The sequence below is a fragment of the Sphingomonas sp. GC_Shp_5 genome, from assembly GCF_026540855.1.
GTDB lineage: Bacteria > Pseudomonadota > Alphaproteobacteria > Sphingomonadales > Sphingomonadaceae > Sphingomonas.
In genome coordinates, this window is sequence record NZ_JALNUP010000005.1 from 87,704 (window position 1) to 105,064 (window position 17,361).

Here is a 17,361-nt window from a genome sequence, read left to right on the forward strand (position 1 = left end):
CGTCACCAATCTCGCGCTTGCGGCGCGAGCGGGCGCGTCGTTCACACCCGGTCCACCGCATTCACCGCGTCCGCCGCGCGAAGCGCTGCCATCAGCCGCATCAGCTGGTGCACGTCGTGCACCTCGACGTCGATCACGTTGGTGTGGAACATCGTGTCGCGCGTATCGAGCCGGAGCGCGATGATATTGGCTTTATGCGCGCCGATGATGGTGGAGACGATGCCGAGCGCACCCGGCTCGTTCTTAACCTGGACGGCGATCCGCGCCACCGCGCCATCGCTCTTGTCGCCCCAGTCGACATCCACCCAATCGGTCTCTTCGGTGCCGCGTTCGGCAAGCTCGGCGAGCACCGGGCAGTCGATCGCATGGACCTCGATCCCCGCATCGGGGCGGCGCAGGCCGACGATGCGGTCGCCGGGCACCGGATGGCAGCAATCGGCGAGATCGAAGGCGACGCCGGGGGTCAGCCCCTTGATCGAGATCGCGCTCGATTGCGGCGCCAGCATGCCGCTGTCCTCGCCCGCAGAGCCGGGCATGAGCGCCTCCATCACCGCGGCATCGGAGATCGTCCGCCGCGCGATCGCCGCCATCAGCGCCGGCTGGTCGGGCAGCTTGAGCCGTTGCAGCGCATGCTCCACCGCATCCGGCCCGATTGTCGCCGGCATGCGGATGACGATATTGTCGTAGAGCTTGCGCCCCAGCGCGATCAGCTCGTCGCGCTCGGCATGGCGCAGGTGGCGGCGGATGCCGGCGAGCGCCTTGCCGGTGATCGCGAAATTGAGCCAGCCGGGCTGCGGCACCTGGCCCTTGGAGCGCAGCACCTGCACCTGATCGCCATTGTCGATCACGGTGGAGAGCGGCACCACCCGGCCGTTGATCTTGGCGCCCACCGCCTGGTCGCCGAGATCGGTGTGCACCGCATAAGCGAAGTCGATCGGGGTCGCGCCCTTCGGCAGCTGGATCAGCTCGCCCTTGGGGGTGAAGGCGAAGATCCGATCCTGGTACATCGCCATGCGGGTGTGCTCGAGCAGCTCCTCGGGGCTGCCCGCGGTATCGAGGATCTCGACCAGGTCGGCGATCCAGCTGTGCTGGTTGTCCGGGCGGCCGTTGACCTGTTTGTAGGCCCAATGCGCGGCGAGCCCGAACTCGGCCTCGGCGTGCATCTCCGGCGTGCGGATCTGGATCTCGATCCGCGCATTGTCGGCATGGATCACCGAGGTGTGGAGCGAGCGATAGCCGTTGCGTTTGGGGGTGGAGATATAATCCTTGAACCGGCCCGGCACCATCGGCCAGCGCCGATGGATGATCCCCAGCGTCCGATAGCAATCCTCCACGGTCGGCACGATCGCGCGGAACGCCATCACGTCGGACAATTGCTCGAAGCTGATGTGGCGCTCGCTCATCTTGCGCCAGATCGAATAGGGATGCTTCTCGCGCCCCGACAGGTCCGCCTCCACCCCGGCGCGCGCCAGCAGCAGCTTCAACCCCGAGGCGATCTTGGCGATCCGGTCGCCGCCGCCTGATTTGAGCGATTCGAGCCGCTTGGAGATCGATTCATACGCTTCCGGCTCGAGTTGCTCGAAGGCGAGCGTCTGCATCTCCTTCATGAACTCGTACATCCCCACCCGCTCGGCGAGCGGCGCGTAGATATCCATCGTCTCCTTCGCGATCCGGCGGCGCTTCTCCGGCTTGGCGATATGATGGAGGGTGCGCATGTTGTGCAGCCGGTCGGCGAGCTTGACCAGCAGCACGCGGATGTCGTCGGACATCGCGAGCAGGAACTTGCGCAGGTTTTCCGCGGCGCGCTCGTTTTCGGTCTGCGCCTCGATCTTGGAGAGCTTGGTGACCCCGTCCACCAGCCGCGCGACATTCTCGCCAAACAGCCGGGTGATCTCCTCCGGCGTCGCCACCGTGTCCTCGATCGTGTCGTGGAGGATTGCGGTCGCGATCGTCTCGTCGTCGAGCCTCAGATCGGTGAGGATGCCCGCCACCTCGATCGGGTGGCTGAAATAGGGATCGCCGCTGGCGCGCTTCTGGCTGCCATGCGCCTGCATCGAGAACACATAGGCGCGGTTGAGCAGCGCCTCATCCGCATCGGGGTCATATTCAAGGACCCGGTCGACCAGTTCATATTGCCGCAGCACGCCTGCCACATGGGGCCGCATGCTGCTGCTTTGCAACAGATTGTTGGCCGAGGCGGCGCGGTCGCTGCCCCCGCCTACAAAAAGTGGCCCGATACGTTGCCGTATCGAGCCAAGGGTGTCCGCAGGAGGAACAACGTGGGGGAGCGGGCAATGGCCGCCCCCGAAATCAATCAGTTGTAGGCACGCTCGCCATGCTCGCCGAGGTCGAGACCCTCGAGCTCGACGTCCTGGCTGACCCTGAGGCCGGTGAGCGCCTTGGCGATGAAGATCGCGATCACGGTGCCGATCGCGGCCCAGACGATGGTCGCGGCGACCGCCTCGATCTGGACGAGCAGCTGGTGGCCCATCGCGAAGTCCGGCTTGCCGGGGCCGCCGAGCGACGGGGCGTAGACGATGCCGGTGCCGATCGCGCCGATCATGCCGCCGATGCCGTGGATGCCGAAGGCGTCGAGCGCGTCGTCATAGCCGAGCTTGGGCTTGAGCAGCGTCACCGCATAATAGCAGACCACCGAGGCGACCGCGCCGAGGATGATCGCGCCGAACGGGCCCGAATTGCCCGCCGCCGGGGTGACGGCGACGAGGCCGGCGATGATCCCCGAGCAGAAGCCGAGCGCCGAGCCCTTGTGGCCGTTGGCCCGCTCGATCAGCATCCAGGCAAGGCCGGCGGAGGCGGTGGCGACGAAGGTGTTGATCATGGCGAGCGCTGCCGAGCCATTGGCCTCGAGCGCCGAGCCGGCGTTGAAGCCGAACCAGCCCACCCAGAGCAGGCCGGTGCCGACGCCGGTCAGCGTCAGCGAGTGCGGCGCCATCCGCTCGGTGGGATAGCCGATGCGCTTGCCGAGGATCAGCGCCGCGACCAGCGCCGAGACGCCGGCGTTGATGTGAACCACGGTGCCGCCGGCGAAATCGAGCGCGCCCATCTTGAAGAACAGCCCGCCCGATGCCCACACCATGTGCGCCACTGGGAAATAGACGATGGTCAGCCACACCAGGCCGAACACCATCACTGCGGAGAATTTCATCCGCTCGACCACCGATCCCAGCACCAGCGCGATCGTGATCGCGGCAAAGGTCATCTGGAAGCAGATGAAGACATATTCGGGGATGGCGACGCCGGCGGTGAAGGTCGCCGCGGTGGATTCGCTGGTGATCCCCTTGAGGAATGCCTTGCCGAAGCCCGAGATGAAGTCGTTGCCGCCGTCGCCGAACGCCATGGTATAGCCGTACATCACCCAGATCAGCATCGCGAGGCAGGCCACCGCGCCGATCTGGGTCATGGTCGCGAGCATGTTCTTGGCGCGGGTGAGGCCGCCGTAGAACAAGGCGAGGCCGGGCAGGATCATCGCCAGCACCAGCACGGTGGAGGTCATCATCCAGGCGGTGTCGCCCTTGTTGACGACCGGCGGCGACGGGGCGGCGGCCGGCGCCTGGAGCGCGGCGTCCTGCGCCCAGGCCGGCAGCGCCGCATAGAGCGCCGCGACGACGGCAGCGCCGCCGACGACCTTGGCGCCAGTCTTGATTGCTTGGTTCATCTTACCCCCCTCAGAGTGCCGCATCGTCGGTCTCGCCGGTGCGGATGCGCACCGCCTGGCCGACATCGAGCACGAAGATCTTGCCGTCGCCGATCGCGCCGGTGTTGGCCGAGGCCTGGATTGCCTCCACCACGCGGGCTGCCAGATCGGTCGCGCAGACCACCTCGACCTTGATCTTGGGCACCATGTTGGTGCTGTATTCGGCGCCGCGATAGATTTCGGTCTGCCCCTTCTGCCGACCGAACCCCTTGACCTCGGTAACCGTCATCCCGGCCACGCCCAACGTGGTGAGCGCTTCGCGCACCTCGTCGAGCTTGAACGGCTTGATGATCGCAATGACCAGCTTCACCCGCGCCCCCTCTTTTATCCCGAAGGGTGCATCGCAATCATCGTGCCAGTCGCGATATGACGCGAAACTGTCATCGAGCGGCGTCGCGGCGGGTTAAGGAAGCGTAAAAAGCAGGGCGCTCGGGCGCCCCTGCTCGAAAATCAGGCAGGCGGGATGATGCCTCGTGCGGTAGCGAGATCGTCCTCGTCCACCATCACCCGCACCGGAATCAGAAAATAGCTGCCGTCGCCGATCGAGGCCTCGCCGTCGAACGCCAGCGCCGCAATGCCCTCGCTCTCCAGCCGACCGACCAGGATGTGCGCTTCGTTGCGCGAGAAGCGGCCGAGTTCGACGAGTGCCATCACGGGTGAGCGCATGAGCGGGCAGTCATGTTCCTGCTAAACCGTCACCCCAGCGAACGCTGGGGTCTTCGCGGGGCCGGGCATGCACCTGCGGCTAGATACCCCAGCTTTCGCTGGGGTGACGAGGAATGATGGAGAGAGGCAGATGCCCCGCCCCACCGGTCACATCGCGGTGCCGCCGACCGTCAGCCCGTCGACCAGCAGCGTCGGCTGGCCAACCCCGGCCGGCACGCTCTGCCCGCCCTTGCCGCACACGCCGATCCCCTCGTCGAGCGCGAAGTCGTTGCCGATCCCGGTTACCTTGGTGAGCACGGTCGGCCCGTCGCCGATCAGCGTCGCGCCCTTGATCGGCGCGCCGATCCGGCCATCCTCGATCAAATAGGCCTCGGTGCAGGAGAAGACGAACTTGCCCGAGACGATGTCGACCTGGCCGCCGCCGAACGACTTGGCGAAGATCCCCTTTTTGACCCGCGACAGCAGCTCGGCGGGCTCGTCCTTGCCGTCCTTCATGAAGGTGTTGGTCATGCGCGGCATCGGTGCATGCGCAAAGCTCTCGCGGCGGCCGTTGCCGGTCGCTGCCACGCCCATCAGCCGCGCGTTGAGGCGATCCTGCATATAGCCCTTGAGGATGCCGTCCTCGATCAACACCGTCTCGCCGGTCGGCGTGCCCTCGTCGTCGATCGACAGCGAGCCGCGGCGATCCTGGAGCGAGCCGTCGTCCACCACCGTCACCCCCGGCGCGGCGACCCGCTCGCCGATCCGGCCGGAGAAGGCGCTGGTGCCCTTGCGGTTGAAATCGCCCTCAAGGCCGTGGCCGATCGCCTCGTGGAGCAGTACCCCCGGCCAGCCCGGCCCGAGCAGCACGGTGAACTCGCCCGCCGGTGCCGCCACCGAATCGAGGTTGACCAGCGCCTGCGCCAGCGCCTCGTCGATCCCGCGGTTCCAGGTCGCGGGGTCGAACAGCCGGTCGTAGAGATAGCGGCCGCCGATCCCGAAGGTGCCGGTCTCGCGGCGGCCGTTCTGCTCGACGACGATCTGGATGTTGAGTCGCACCAGCGGCCGCACGTCGGTGGCGACGAAGCCGTCGGCGCGGACGATCTCGACCACACCCCAGGTACCCGACAGCCCGACCGAGACCTGCGCCACCCGCGGGTCGCGCGCGCGCGCCGCGGCGTCGATCGTCTGGCACAGGTTCACCTTGTCGGCGAACGGCACCAGATCGAGCGGGTCGGCGTCGGTGTAGAGGTGGCGGTTGGTCGCGCGCGGCGCCGCTGCCTTGGGCGCGGCGGAGGGATCGATCAGCGCCATTGTCTCGGCCGCGCGCTTGATCGCCGCCTCGCTCAGCTCGTTGGCATGGGCAAAGGCGGTCATCTCGCCCGACACCGCGCGCAGGCCGAAGCCGGCGTTGGTGTCGTAGCTCGCCGTCTTCAGCCGCCCGTCGTCGAAGCCGAACGCCTCGGACTTGCGATATTGCAGGTAGAGCTCGCCGTCATCGGCCTTGCCGAGCGCCGTCGCGGTCAGCGCCTGGGCGGCATCGGGCGACAGCGCGTCGCGGTACAGGAACGAGCGGGGGTCTGCGGCAATGGTCATCGCCTGGATATAGGCACGCCGCGCCGCAGGTAAATGGGCCCGCTCGCTCGCTTCTCCCGCGGGAGAAGGATTATCAGTGCGGCAGGCTCGCGCCCTCGGAGATGTCCGGCAGCGTCGACTGGTCCGCGCCATCGGCCGGGCCGCCGATCAGCACGAAACGCCGGTCGCAATAGCCGCAATCGACATAGCCATGCTCGTCGATCTGCAGATACACCCGCGGATGACCGAGCGCGGCCCCGCCGGGAATATCGGTGGCGCCGTCGCAGGCGACACGGCGGTGCGAGACACGGATGGTTTCTGGCGGCGCGATCATGGCGCACGCGTTAGCAAGCCGCGGGAAGACCATCAATCCTTCGTGAACGCCGAAGGATTGTCGCGGCGTCCGCACGAGCCTATCGCGCATGCCATGACCGAAGCCGCCATTCGCATCGAGGGACTCTGCAAGACCTACGCCGGAGGCAAGCGCGCGCTCGACGAGGTGACCTTCGACGTGCCACGCGGCCAGATCTTTGGCCTGCTCGGCCCCAATGGCGCCGGCAAGTCGACGCTGATCAACATTCTCGCCGGGCTGGTCAACAAGACCGGCGGCACCGCATCGATCTGGGGGTTCGACATCGACGCCCACCCGCGCAACGCCAAGGCCTCGATCGGCATCGTCAACCAGGAGATCCTGTTCGATCCCTTCTTCTCGCCGTTCGAGACGCTGGAGATCCAGGGCGGCCTTTATGGCGTGCCAAAGGGTGAGCGGCGCTCGATGGAGCTGCTGCGCGCCGTCCATCTCGAGGACAAGGCTAATGCTTATGCCCGCACCCTTTCGGGGGGCATGAAGCGGCGGCTGATGGTCGCCAAGGCGATGGTGCATTCGCCACCCGTGCTGGTGCTCGACGAGCCCACAGCTGGCGTTGACATCGAGCTGCGCCAGCAACTCTGGCGCTATGTCCGCGAGCTCAACGACCAGGGCGTGACGGTAGTGCTGACCACGCACTATCTCGAGGAAGCCGAGGAATTGTGCGACCGGATCGCGATCATCAACCAGGGCAAATTGATCGCCAACGAGCCGACCCGCGAGCTGGTCGGCAAGGCGCAGGAGAAGATCGTCGCGGTCACGGTGGACCGCGACGTTGTCGAGGTGCCGCAGGCGACCTGCTTCCAGAAGATCCAGCTGAAGGGCGCGCGGACGCTGGAGATCACCTACGCCAAGGATCGGGTCAACGCCGGCGAGGTGCTCGCCGCGGTCCAGGGCGGCGGCTTCGGCATCGTCGACGTCTCCACCAAGGAGCCCGATCTCGAAGACGTCTTCCTGTCGCTGACCCGCGCGGCGAACGCCTGACGGCCAACGCCGCGCGGCCACTCAGCTGGCAGGGGGATCGGCCAGCTTCTTCAGCGTCGCGAGGATCGCGTCAAACAGCTGTTCCACCGTCTTGAGATCGACCGCGGCGGTGTCGTCGGGCATCGGCATATGCTCAGCTTCGGGCAGAGCATCGCCGACACCGTAATCGATCCGCGCCATGATCTGCGCATCGGGCGCCAGCCGATTGCATTTGCGGAACGAGTAGGTGTCGCCGCGCGCCGCGGGATTGTCGAACCTGTAGCGCTCCGCGGTCGGCGCCGCCTGGCTGACCAGGATAACCGTGCCAGCCGCGCTGAGGGCGACGATCAGCCCGCAGCTGTTCCACAGGCGATCGTGCCAGCGCGGCTCGAACCGCGGCTGGTTGGGGTTGGTTAACCAGGACATGACCTCGCGGATCGGCGGGATCTTGTCGCCACCGTCCTCGCCATCGCCAAGGATGTCCATGAAACCATAGGCGGCGCCTACCGTCGTGGTGCCGTAGCGGAGGCCAAGGTTGTTGTTGAAGATGTATGATGCTTCGGCAGGAGTCAGCGGCATGATGGATCCTTGCTGGTCGGACGACGATCGGCGGCACTGCGATCAGGCGGCGAGCCGCTCCCGGGCGTAGCGCCGCGCGATCTCGGTCTCCCAGCCGTTGAACAGATGCTCCAGCCGGATGGCGTCGGCGCCGGGGGAAGGGCCGCCCACTTCGGTCAGGTCCAGCTGCTCGTACAGCCGGTCCACGGTGTCAGTGACGTCCTTGTATTTGGTATATTGCTCGAACACCTTGTCGCGATCGGCCTTGGTGTCGTCGAGCGCCAGATCATAGGCCGCCTTGGTGGATTGATAATCCTTCATGTCCTTCTTCATGATCTCCTTGAGGCTTGCCGCCTGGGCAGTACGCAGGCTGATGATGAGATCGTTGAGGATGGCCAATTCACGATCAGTAGTGGCGAGGATCTGCTGAAGGCCGATCATTCTCGCCTCGTCTGTGCTCATGTAGGTTTCGAACACGATCTGGAACGAGCCGATCATCTGATTGGTGAAGAATTCCGACGCCTTGTACACCTTGCCCGACGAGGCGAAGAACAGGTGCAGCCCGCCCGATAGCGGCAGGTCGCGCAGTTCGGATTTGCGGGTGACGTCGGACTTGACCGAGAATTGCGCGATCGTTCCCGAGATCAGCGCCTGCACGCGCGCGATGATGAGCGAATAATCGCCCGCGAACATGCCGAGGAATTCCTTGGCCTTCTCGATGGTCGACGGATCGGCCTCGTCGGAGCCTGGGACCTTCTTGGAGGGATAATCGCCAGCCTTCAGCGCGTCGCCGATCGAATTAATGATCGCGTTGACCCGGTCCAGCCCCCAGTCGCTGTAGTTCTGGTAATCGCTGCGCCGATCGCCGAACAGCCGCGCATGATCCCATTTGTTTCCTTCATAGTGCTTCTTCACCGATGTGGTGATGTCGCCCAACAGCGAACCCTCTTCTCGCTTGGACTCTTCGTCGAGCTTTTTCATGAATTCGCGAAATTCCCGATCCCGTTCTTCTTTGTCCTTGATCGTGTCGGTCTTGCCCATGTCATCAACTCCGTTGCGCGGCTGCGACATGGCTAGCGTGGGCCTCCAACAGAACAACCGCGTCATCGTCCGAAATGGCGCGAACGGCGCCCGGTGATGAGGATCGCGGCCGCTATTCGCTTGGTGGATGGCCATGGTGACGAGGCGCGACGTCACCGATACGGCGCAAGATGGCAACGCCACGGTGCCGGCCACGGCCGCCGCACCTGCCGCGTGACGCAGTCCGCAGCCGGTGCGCGATCACACGCAAGGCCTTCCCTCGATGGACGGGCATGCGCATAGGCATGCTCCTCGTTCCTTTGGGCGTTTGCGATGACCTCCACCACCGACATCCTCATCATCGGCTCCGGCGCCGCCGGCCTCACCGCGGCGCTCAACCTCGCGCCGCGCTTCAGGGTTACGGTGCTCGCCAAGGGTGCGCTCAACGAGGGGTCGACCGCCTGGGCGCAGGGCGGGATCGCCGCGGTGCTCGAGCCCGGCGACACCTTCGACAACCATGTCGAGGACACGATGATCGCCGGCGCCGGGCTCAACGATCGCGCCATTGTCGAGATGGTGGTGGAAGGCGCCCCCGCCGCGATCGAGCGGTTGCGCCAGCTCGGCGTGCCGTTCGCGATGGAGGGCGACACGCTCCACCTCACCCGCGAGGGCGGGCATTCGCACCGCCGCATCGTCCATGTCGCCGACGCGACCGGCTGGGCCGTCCAGGAGGCGTTGCAGAAGGCGGCCGAGGCGCATCCCAACATCACCCTGGTGCCCAATCAGGTCGCGATCGACCTCGCCACCAGCCGCCACGAGCAGCGTTACTCGGGCGCCGGTAACGTCTGGGGCGTCTATGCGGTCGATCGCGACACCGGCAAGGTCAACCTCCACACCGCGCGCGCGACCGTGCTCGCCACCGGCGGCGCGGGGCGCACCTATCTGTTCTCGACCGCGCCGCGCGGCGCCACCGGCGACGGCATCGCCATGGCGTGGCGCGCCGGTGCGCGCGTCTCCAACATGGAGATGATGCAGTTCCACCCGACCTGCCTCTACAATCTCGAGGTCAAGAACTTCCTGATCACCGAGGCGGTGCGCGGCGAAGGCGGGCGGCTGATCAATCCCGCGACCGGCAAGCGCTTCATGCCTTATTACGACGCCGAGCGGCTCGAGCTCGCGCCGCGCGACGTGGTGGCGCGCGCGATCGACGCCGAGATCAAGCGCTACGGGCTCGACTATGTCCATCTCGACATCAGCCACCAGCCCGCCGATTTCATCCGCGGCCATTTCCCTAACATCCACGAGAAGTTGCTCGGGCTCGGCATCGACATGACCAGCCAGCCGATCCCGGTGGTGCCGGCGCAGCATTATACCTGCGGCGGCGTGGTGATCGATTCCGGCGGCCGCACCGATCTGCCTGGCCTTTATGCGGCGGGAGAGTGCACCGAGAGCGGTCTCCACGGCGCCAACCGCCTCGCCTCCAACTCCCTTCTCGAATGCTTCGTGTTCGGCGAGGCGGTGGCGACCAGCATCGCCGCGGCATGGGACGATCTGCCGCCGGTGCCGAGCATCCGGCCGTGGGACGAGAGCCGGGTCACCGATTCCGACGAGGAAGTGGTGATCAAGCAGAATTGGACCGAGATCCGCCGCTTCATGTGGAATTACGTCGGCATCGTCCGCACCACCAAGCGGCTGGAGCGCGCGCAGCACCGCATCCAGATGCTCACCGAGGAAGTGGCGGATTATTACGGCCATTTCCGCGTGACGCCGGACCTGATCGAGCTACGCAACCTGCTGCAGACCGCCGAACTGATCGTCCGCTCCGCGCTCCACCGCCACGAAAGCCGCGGGCTGCACTATACCCTGGATTATCCCGAGACACTGGCCGAGGCGGTCGACACGGTGCTGGTACCCTAGCCGCTCGCCGGCGCTCGGCTTCGCCGGCGCTCGGCTATGGCTTGGCGGCCTCCGGGCTGTTCGCCTGCAGATAGGCGATCACGTCCGCCCGATCGACGCCATTGGGCAGCCCGGGGAACAGCATCTGCGTCCCCGGCGCGAACCGCTGCGGGCTGCGCAGCCAGGCATCGAGCTTGTCCGGGGTCCAATTGCCCGGCACCTTGAGCAACGCCGCCGAATAGCTGTAGCGACCGCTGCCATGCGCGATGCGCCGGCCGACCACCCCATGCAACGCCGGCCCGTCGCGATCCCCGGCGCCGTCACCGATGGTGTGGCAGGCCGCACATTGCCGGAACAGCAATGCGCCCACGGCGGCATCGGCGCTGGCCAGTCGCTGGGCGAGCGGCGCCCGCGCCCGATCGTCGCTGCGCCGACCACTGGGGGCCGGGCTCGAACAGGCGGCGACCAGCCCCGCCAGCAGCACCGCCGCGCCGGCCTTCAACCCGTCACTTCCTTGATCAGCTGCCGCGCGGTGTCGGCGATTACCTGCCCGGCAGCGCGATCGCCCTTGGCCATCGACGACAGGAAGCCCTTGGCCTCGGCGAGGGTGACGTGCGGCGGCAGCGGCGCCACCGAGGGATCGGTCTTCACCTCGAGGATCACCGGGCGATCGGATGCGAGCGCGTCTGCCCAGGCACCGGCGAGCGCGTCGGGCGTGTCGACATAGATGCCCTTCAGCCCGATCAGCTCGGCGAACTTGGCATAAGGCACGTTGGGCAGCGCCTGGGTGGTCTCGAATCGCGGGTTGCCCTCCATGATCCGCTGTTCCCAGGTCACCTCGTTGAGATCCTCGTTGTTGAACACGCAGACGATGAACCGCGGATCGGCCCAGCGCTGCCAGTATTTCTGCACAGTGATCATCTCGGCGAGGTTGTTCATCTGCATCGCGCCATCGCCGACCAGCGCCACCACCGGCCGCTCGGGATAGGCGAACTTCGCCGCGATCGCATAGGGCACCGCCGCGCCCATCGAGGCGAGCCCGCCCGACAAGGACGAGCGCTGGCCCTGCTTGAGCTTGAAATCACGCGCATACCAATTGGCGCAACTGCCGGAATCGGAGGTGACGATGGCATCGGCGGGCAATTGCGGCGACATCTCCCATACCACCCGCTGTGGGTTGACCGGATGCGCCTCGGCATGCGCGCGCCGCTCGAGCGTTTGCCACCAGTCGGCGACGCCCGCCTCGATCTCCTCGCGCCAGCCGCGATCCGCCTTGGTGTGGAGCAGCGGCAACAGCGCCTCCAGCGTCTCCTTCGCCCCGCCATGGAGGTTGACCTCGGTCGGGTAGCGCAGGCCGAGCATGCCGGCGTCGATGTCGATCTGCACCGCGCGGCACTTGCCGTCGGCGGGAAGGAACTCGGCCCAGGGGAAGCCGGTGCCGATCATCAGCAGCGTGTCGCAGCCCTGCATCAGGTCCCAGCTCGGCTTGGTGCCGAGCAGGCCGATCGCGCCGGTCACCCCCGGCACGTCGTCGCCGAGCACGTCCTTGCCGAGCAGCGCCTTGGCGATGCCCGCGCCGAGCCGCTCGGCAACCTCGACCACCGCCGCCGCGCCCGCGCGCGCGCCGGCGCCGATCAGGATCGCGACCTTTTCGCCGGCATTGAGCAGTTCGGCGGCGCGGGCGAGATCGGCCGGCTGCGGCACGACCAGCGGCCGCGTGTAGCCGGTCCCTGAGCGGGTGAAGCCATGCTGCACCGGCGGCTCCTGATAGGGCTCGTCCTGCACGTCCTTGGGCAGCACCACCACGCCGACGCCGTTGCCGGCAGTGGCGATGCGGATGCCGCGATCGGTGACGTGGCGGATCTGCGCCGGCGCGGTCACCTCCTGGACGTAATCGGCGACGTCGGCGAAAATCCGGTCGAGGTTGAGCTCCTGCTGATAGCTGGCGCCGCGCACCGTCGTCTCGGCCTGACCGGCGATCGCGAACACCGGCGCGTGATCGAGCTTGGCATCGTAGAGCCCGGTGAGCAGATGGGTCGCGCCGGGGCCGCCGGTCGACAGGCACACGCCGAGCTCGCCGGTGAATTTGGCATGCGCGGTTGCCATGAATGCCGCCATTTCCTCGTGGCGGACCTGGATGAAGTCGATGCCCTCACCGTTCTTCTCGGCACGCTGCAGCGCGCCGAGCACGCCGTTGATGCCATCGCCCGAATAACCGAAGATGCGGGTGACGCCCCAGGCTTTCAGCCGCGCCACGAAAAAGTCGCTGGTCTGCTCAGCCATGTCGCTATCCTTCGAAATAGAGGTTTGCGCGTTCAACGGCGCCGGCGCCGCAATGTTGCGCCGCACCCCCGCGCAACTCGCCGCGTGTCAGCCGCGGTTCATCGCAGCGCGTCTATGTCTCTGTTTCGTCCGATGAATCAGCAGCTAATGATTCGAGCCTTGGGTAGCGGGGCGTTTACCACAGCATGAACACCGGCCGATTGGTCCGATTGATCGCCGTTACCGGCAGCGTCGCCGCCTTGGCAGCTTGCGGCTCCACGTCGCGGCCCGGCGCCAGCGGCGTCGCGCCCACGGTGCCACCGCCGGTGGGCGTCTCGATCCCCGTGCCCGCCGCCGCCCCGCCCGCGCGCCACGCGGCGCCACCGCAGCTCACCGGCGCGATCGACGGCATCGCGCGCAATTTCGAGGGCAAGTTCGGCATTGCCATCCGCGCGGTGGACGAGGGCTGGACCGTCACCTCGCCCGGCGCGCGCACCCGCCTGCCCCAGCAATCGGTGAGCAAGCTCTGGGTCGCGCTGACGCTGATGGACCTGCGCGACCAAGGCAAGGCCAAGCTCGATGACCCGATCCTCGTCCGCCCCGAGGATCTCACCCTGTTCCACCAGCCGATCGCGATGCTGGTGAAGGGTGCCGGCTACCAGACGACCGTCGGCGATCTGCTCACCCGCGCGCTGACGCACAGCGACAACACCGCCAACGATCGCCTGCTCACCTATGTCGGCGGCCCGCGCGCGGTGCGCGCGATGATCGAGCGCAAGCAATTGGGCGACATCCGCTTCGGTCCCGGCGAGCGCTTGCTCCAGTCGAAGACCGCGGGGCTGACCTGGAACCAGTCATATGCCGCCGGCGGTGCCTTCGAGGCGGCACGGTCGCGGCTGGCGCCAGAAGCGCGCACCGCGGCGCTCGACGCCTATATTGCCGATCCGCCGGACGGCGCCGCGCCGATCGCCATTGCCGATTCGATCGCGCGGCTCGCGCGCGGCGAACTGCTTTCGGAAACCTCCACCCGCATCCTGATCGACACCATGGGTGCCTCGGTCACCGGCCGCGCCCGCCTGCGCGCCGCGCTGCCAGCAGGTTGGACGATCGCGCACAAGACCGGCACCGGCCAGGATCTCGGCGGCCGCAACGCCGGGTTCAACGATGTCGGGCTGCTCACCTGCCCGGATGGCCGCCGCTATGCGATCGCGGTGATGATCGGCGACACCCAGCGCTCGATGCGCGAGCGCCAGGAGCTGATCCAGTCGGTCGCCGCCGCGGTCGCGAGCTATGTGGGGTCGTCGCGCGGGTAAGTTCCTACGACCGTTCGCCCTGGGCCTGTCGAAGGGCATGAGTCTCATCGTGCTTCGACAAGCTCAGCACGAACGGGGGTAAAGGTGCCCGTCGCACGGTACCAATAGGGAGGGAAGTGTCGCGGCCGGGGCACACCGCCGCCACATTCCTGCCGCAAGAGTTGATTGTCTTGGTGCCCCCCGCCTGATCCGCTACACGCCGATCACGATGCCCCATCTCTATCTCGTCGACGGCTCCGGCTATATTTTCCGGGCCTATCATCGCCTGCCGCCGCTCACCAACAAGCATGGCGAGCCGGTGGGTGCGGTCTATGGCTATACCACCATGCTCTGGCGGCTCGCCGACGACCTGCACAAGGCCGAGGGGCCGACCCATATGGCGGTGATCCTCGACAAATCGTCGAGCACCTTCCGCAACCAGATGTACGATCAGTACAAGGCGCAGCGGCCCCCGCCCCCCGAAGACCTCAAGCCGCAATTCCCGATGATCCGCGACGCCACCCGCGCCTTCTCGCTGCCGTGCATCGAGGAGGAAGGCTGGGAAGCGGACGATCTGATCGCGAGCTATGCCAAGGCGGCGCTTGCGCAGGGCTGGCAGGTGACGATCGTCTCGTCCGACAAGGATCTGATGCAGCTGATCGAGCCCGGGCTCGACATGCTCGACACCATGAACAACCGCCGCCTCAGCGACGAGGCGGTGATCGAGAAGTTCGGCGTGCCGCCCAAGCAATTGGGCGAGGTGCTCGCGCTGATGGGCGATTCGGTCGACAACGTTCCCGGCGTCCCCGGCGTCGGGCCCAAGACCGCGGCCAAGCTGATCCTCGAGCATGGCGACGTCGAAGGCGTGCTCGCCGCCGCGCCCGAGATGAAGAAGGGCAAGCTGCGCGACAATCTGATCGAGCATGCCGAGATGGCGCGCCTGTCGCGCAAGCTGGTGACGCTCGCCTGCGATATCCCGCTCGAGCATCCGCTCGAGGAGCTGGGTCTGCAGGGCATTCCCGATGCGCCGTTGCGCGCCTTTCTCGAGCATCACGGCTTCAAGTCGCTGCTCGCGCGGCTCGGCCAGGTCGCCGACGCGCCGACGCCCGAGCCGGCCTCGGTGCCGTTCGCCGAGGATCCGCCGTGCGACCACGACGGCTATGAGACGGTGGTCGACGCCGACACGCTGTCCCGCTGGATCGCCGAGGCGCGCCACCAAGGCTGGCTCGCGATCGACACCGAGACCACCGGCACCGATGCCACCCGCGCCGACCTCGTCGGGATCAGCCTGGCGCTGAGGCCCAACCGCGCCTGCTACATCCCGCTCGGCCATGGCACCACCGACCTGCTCGCCGAGAGCCCGGTGCAGATCGACCGCGCCGCGGCGCTGGCGCTGCTCAAGCCATTGTTCGAGGATCCGGCGGTGCTCAAGATCGGGCACAACCTCAAGTTCGACATGATCATGCTCGGCCTCGCCGGCATCGACGTGGCGCCGCACGACGACACGATCGTGATGAGCTTCGATCTCGACGCCGGGCTTCACGGCCATGGCATGGACGAGCTCGCCGCCACCCATCTGTCGCACAGCTGCATCGCCTTCAAGGACGTGGTCGGCACCGGCAAGTCACAGCGCGGCTTCCACGAGATCGATCTCAAATCCGCCACCCGCTATGCGGCCGAAGACGCCGACGTCACTTACCGGCTGTGGAAGCGGTTCAAGGCGCGGCTGCCCGCCGAGGGCTCGACCCGCGTTTACGAGATGGTCGATCGCCCGCTGGTGCCGGTGATCGCGCGGATGGAAACGCGCGGGATCAAGGTCGATCGCGAGCGTCTGTCAGGCCTGTCGGCGGAGTTCAGCGGCCAGATCGTGGGGCTCGAGACGGTGATCCACGGCCTCGCCGGGACGCCGTTCACGATCGGCAGCCCCAAGCAATTGGGCGACGTATTGTTCGAGCAGATGGGCATCAAGGGCGGCCGCAAGGGCAAGTCCGGCGTCTATTCCACCGACGTCACCGAGCTCGAGCGGATCGCCGCCGACAAGGATTCACCCGGTGCCGAGATCGCCGCGCGGGTGCTCGACTGGCGCCAGCTGACCAAGCTCAAGAACACCTATACCGACGCGCTGCAGAACGAGATCAACCCGCGCACCGGCCGCGTCCACACCTCTTATTCGCTGACTGGCGCCCAGACCGGGCGGCTGTCGTCGACCGAACCTAATCTCCAGAATATCCCGATCCGCAGCGAAGTGGGCCGCCAGATCCGCGACGCGTTCGTCGCCGAGCCGGGCAACGTCATCCTCGCCGCCGATTATTCGCAGATCGAGCTGCGGCTCGCCGCGCATATGGCCGACGTGCCGCAGCTCAAGGAAGCCTTCGCGCGCGGCGACGACATCCACAGCATGACCGCGCAGGAATTGTTCGGCGAGGTGACCCGCGACACGCGGGCGAGCGCCAAGACGATTAATTTCGCGATCCTCTACGGGATCAGCCGCTGGGGCCTCGCAGGCCGGCTCGACATCGCTGCCGACCAGGCCCAGGCGATGATCGACCGCTATTTCGAGCGCTTCCCCGGCATCAACAACTATATCGCCGAGACCACGCAGAGCGTGCGCGAGCGCGGCTTCACGACGACGCTGTTCGGGCGCAAGACCCACTTCCCGCGAATCAAGAGCAAGGTCCAGCACGAGCGCCAGGGTGCCGAGCGCGCCGCGATCAACGCACCGATCCAGGGCACGTCCGCGGACATCATCAAGCGCGCAATGGTGCGGATGGAGCCGGCGCTGCTCGCCGCCGGGCTGCCGAACGTGAAGATGCTGCTCCAGGTTCACGACGAACTGGTGTTCGAACTGCCCGAGGGCGACGTCGCCGCGGCGCGGCCGGTGATCGAGCGGGTGATGGCGACCGCTGCCGAGCCCGCGGTGGTGCTCGACGTGCCGCTCGCGATCGAGATCGGCACCGGGATCAGCTGGGGAGCGGCGCATTGACCGCGCCCCGGTCACGCTCACCCTTGCGCGACTCGGCCGCTCCCTCCCGCCTCCAGGCGGCGAGGGCCGAGCCGGCCCGGCCGGC

The 17,361-nt window shown here is 67.0% G+C and carries 14 protein-coding genes; 4 read left to right on the forward strand and 10 right to left on the reverse strand.

What is annotated here, in order from left to right; genetic code table 11:
• Positions 1-41: 41 nt before the first annotated feature.
• The 6 genes from OXR60_RS05635 to OXR60_RS05660 form a co-directional block, all read right to left on the reverse strand.
• On the reverse strand, positions 42-2,144 hold the full coding sequence (locus tag OXR60_RS05635; protein ID WP_267394897.1) for a bifunctional (p)ppGpp synthetase/guanosine-3',5'-bis(diphosphate) 3'-pyrophosphohydrolase: 2,103 nt from the start codon (positions 2,142-2,144) through the stop codon (positions 42-44).
• Between the two features lie 170 nt (positions 2,145-2,314).
• Entirely contained in the window at positions 2,315-3,676 is a 1,362-nt protein-coding gene (locus tag OXR60_RS05640; protein ID WP_267394797.1) for an ammonium transporter, read from the reverse strand.
• A 10-nt stretch (positions 3,677-3,686) separates the two neighbouring features.
• Positions 3,687-4,025 carry a P-II family nitrogen regulator gene (locus tag OXR60_RS05645; protein ID WP_267394798.1) on the reverse strand — a complete coding sequence of 113 codons (339 nt, stop codon included), beginning with the start codon at positions 4,023-4,025 and terminating at the stop codon, positions 3,687-3,689.
• A gap of 140 nt (positions 4,026-4,165) precedes the next feature.
• A complete protein-coding gene (locus OXR60_RS05650) occupies positions 4,166-4,366 on the reverse strand; it encodes a DUF2007 domain-containing protein (protein WP_267394799.1) in 201 nt (66 codons plus the stop codon).
• A 162-nt stretch (positions 4,367-4,528) separates the two neighbouring features.
• Positions 4,529-5,956 (reverse strand): metalloprotease TldD, encoded by a 1,428-nt coding sequence (gene tldD, locus OXR60_RS05655; protein WP_267394800.1) that lies wholly within the window; start codon positions 5,954-5,956, stop codon positions 4,529-4,531.
• A 73-nt stretch (positions 5,957-6,029) separates the two neighbouring features.
• Positions 6,030-6,269 (reverse strand): zinc-finger domain-containing protein, encoded by a 240-nt coding sequence (locus tag OXR60_RS05660; RefSeq protein WP_267394801.1) that lies wholly within the window; start codon positions 6,267-6,269, stop codon positions 6,030-6,032.
• 93 nt (positions 6,270-6,362) lie between these two features.
• Between OXR60_RS05660 and OXR60_RS05665 the strand changes: the two genes are divergently transcribed.
• Entirely contained in the window at positions 6,363-7,286 is a 924-nt protein-coding gene (locus OXR60_RS05665) for an ABC transporter ATP-binding protein (protein WP_267394802.1), read from the forward strand.
• 21 nt (positions 7,287-7,307) lie between these two features.
• Here OXR60_RS05665 and OXR60_RS05670 read toward each other — a convergent pair whose 3' ends face one another.
• Both OXR60_RS05670 and OXR60_RS05675 read right to left on the reverse strand, forming a co-directional pair.
• Positions 7,308-7,844: a hypothetical protein gene (locus OXR60_RS05670; protein WP_267394803.1), complete on the reverse strand. Its 537-nt coding sequence runs from the start codon at positions 7,842-7,844 to the stop codon at positions 7,308-7,310.
• 42 nt (positions 7,845-7,886) lie between these two features.
• Positions 7,887-8,864, reverse strand: coding sequence for a hypothetical protein (locus OXR60_RS05675; protein ID WP_267394804.1), 978 nt, complete (start codon positions 8,862-8,864; stop codon positions 7,887-7,889).
• 312 nt (positions 8,865-9,176) lie between these two features.
• On the opposite strand from OXR60_RS05675, the gene nadB reads away from it, so the two are divergent.
• Positions 9,177-10,760: an L-aspartate oxidase gene (gene nadB / locus OXR60_RS05680; protein ID WP_267394805.1), complete on the forward strand. Its 1,584-nt coding sequence runs from the start codon at positions 9,177-9,179 to the stop codon at positions 10,758-10,760.
• A 34-nt stretch (positions 10,761-10,794) separates the two neighbouring features.
• Here the strand turns inward: nadB and OXR60_RS05685 are convergent, their stop codons facing one another.
• Together OXR60_RS05685 and OXR60_RS05690 are read right to left on the reverse strand one after the other, a co-directional pair.
• The gene (locus OXR60_RS05685) at positions 10,795-11,241 is read right to left on the reverse strand and encodes a c-type cytochrome (RefSeq protein ID WP_267394806.1); all 447 of its coding nucleotides are present in this window, start codon (positions 11,239-11,241) and stop codon (positions 10,795-10,797) included.
• Positions 11,238-13,022, reverse strand: a complete 1,785-nt coding sequence (locus OXR60_RS05690) for a thiamine pyrophosphate-requiring protein (RefSeq protein ID WP_267394807.1) — start codon at positions 13,020-13,022, stop codon at positions 11,238-11,240. The genes OXR60_RS05685 and OXR60_RS05690 overlap by 4 nt, the downstream gene beginning before the upstream one ends.
• Before the next feature lie 185 nt (positions 13,023-13,207).
• Between OXR60_RS05690 and OXR60_RS05695 the strand changes: the two genes are divergently transcribed.
• The gene (locus OXR60_RS05695; RefSeq protein ID WP_267394808.1) at positions 13,208-14,314 is read left to right on the forward strand and encodes a serine hydrolase; all 1,107 of its coding nucleotides are present in this window, start codon (positions 13,208-13,210) and stop codon (positions 14,312-14,314) included.
• Positions 14,315-14,522: 208 nt separating this feature from the next.
• Positions 14,523-17,276, forward strand: a complete 2,754-nt coding sequence (polA, locus tag OXR60_RS05700) for a DNA polymerase I (RefSeq protein WP_267394809.1) — start codon at positions 14,523-14,525, stop codon at positions 17,274-17,276.
• Positions 17,277-17,361 lie beyond the last annotated feature (85 nt).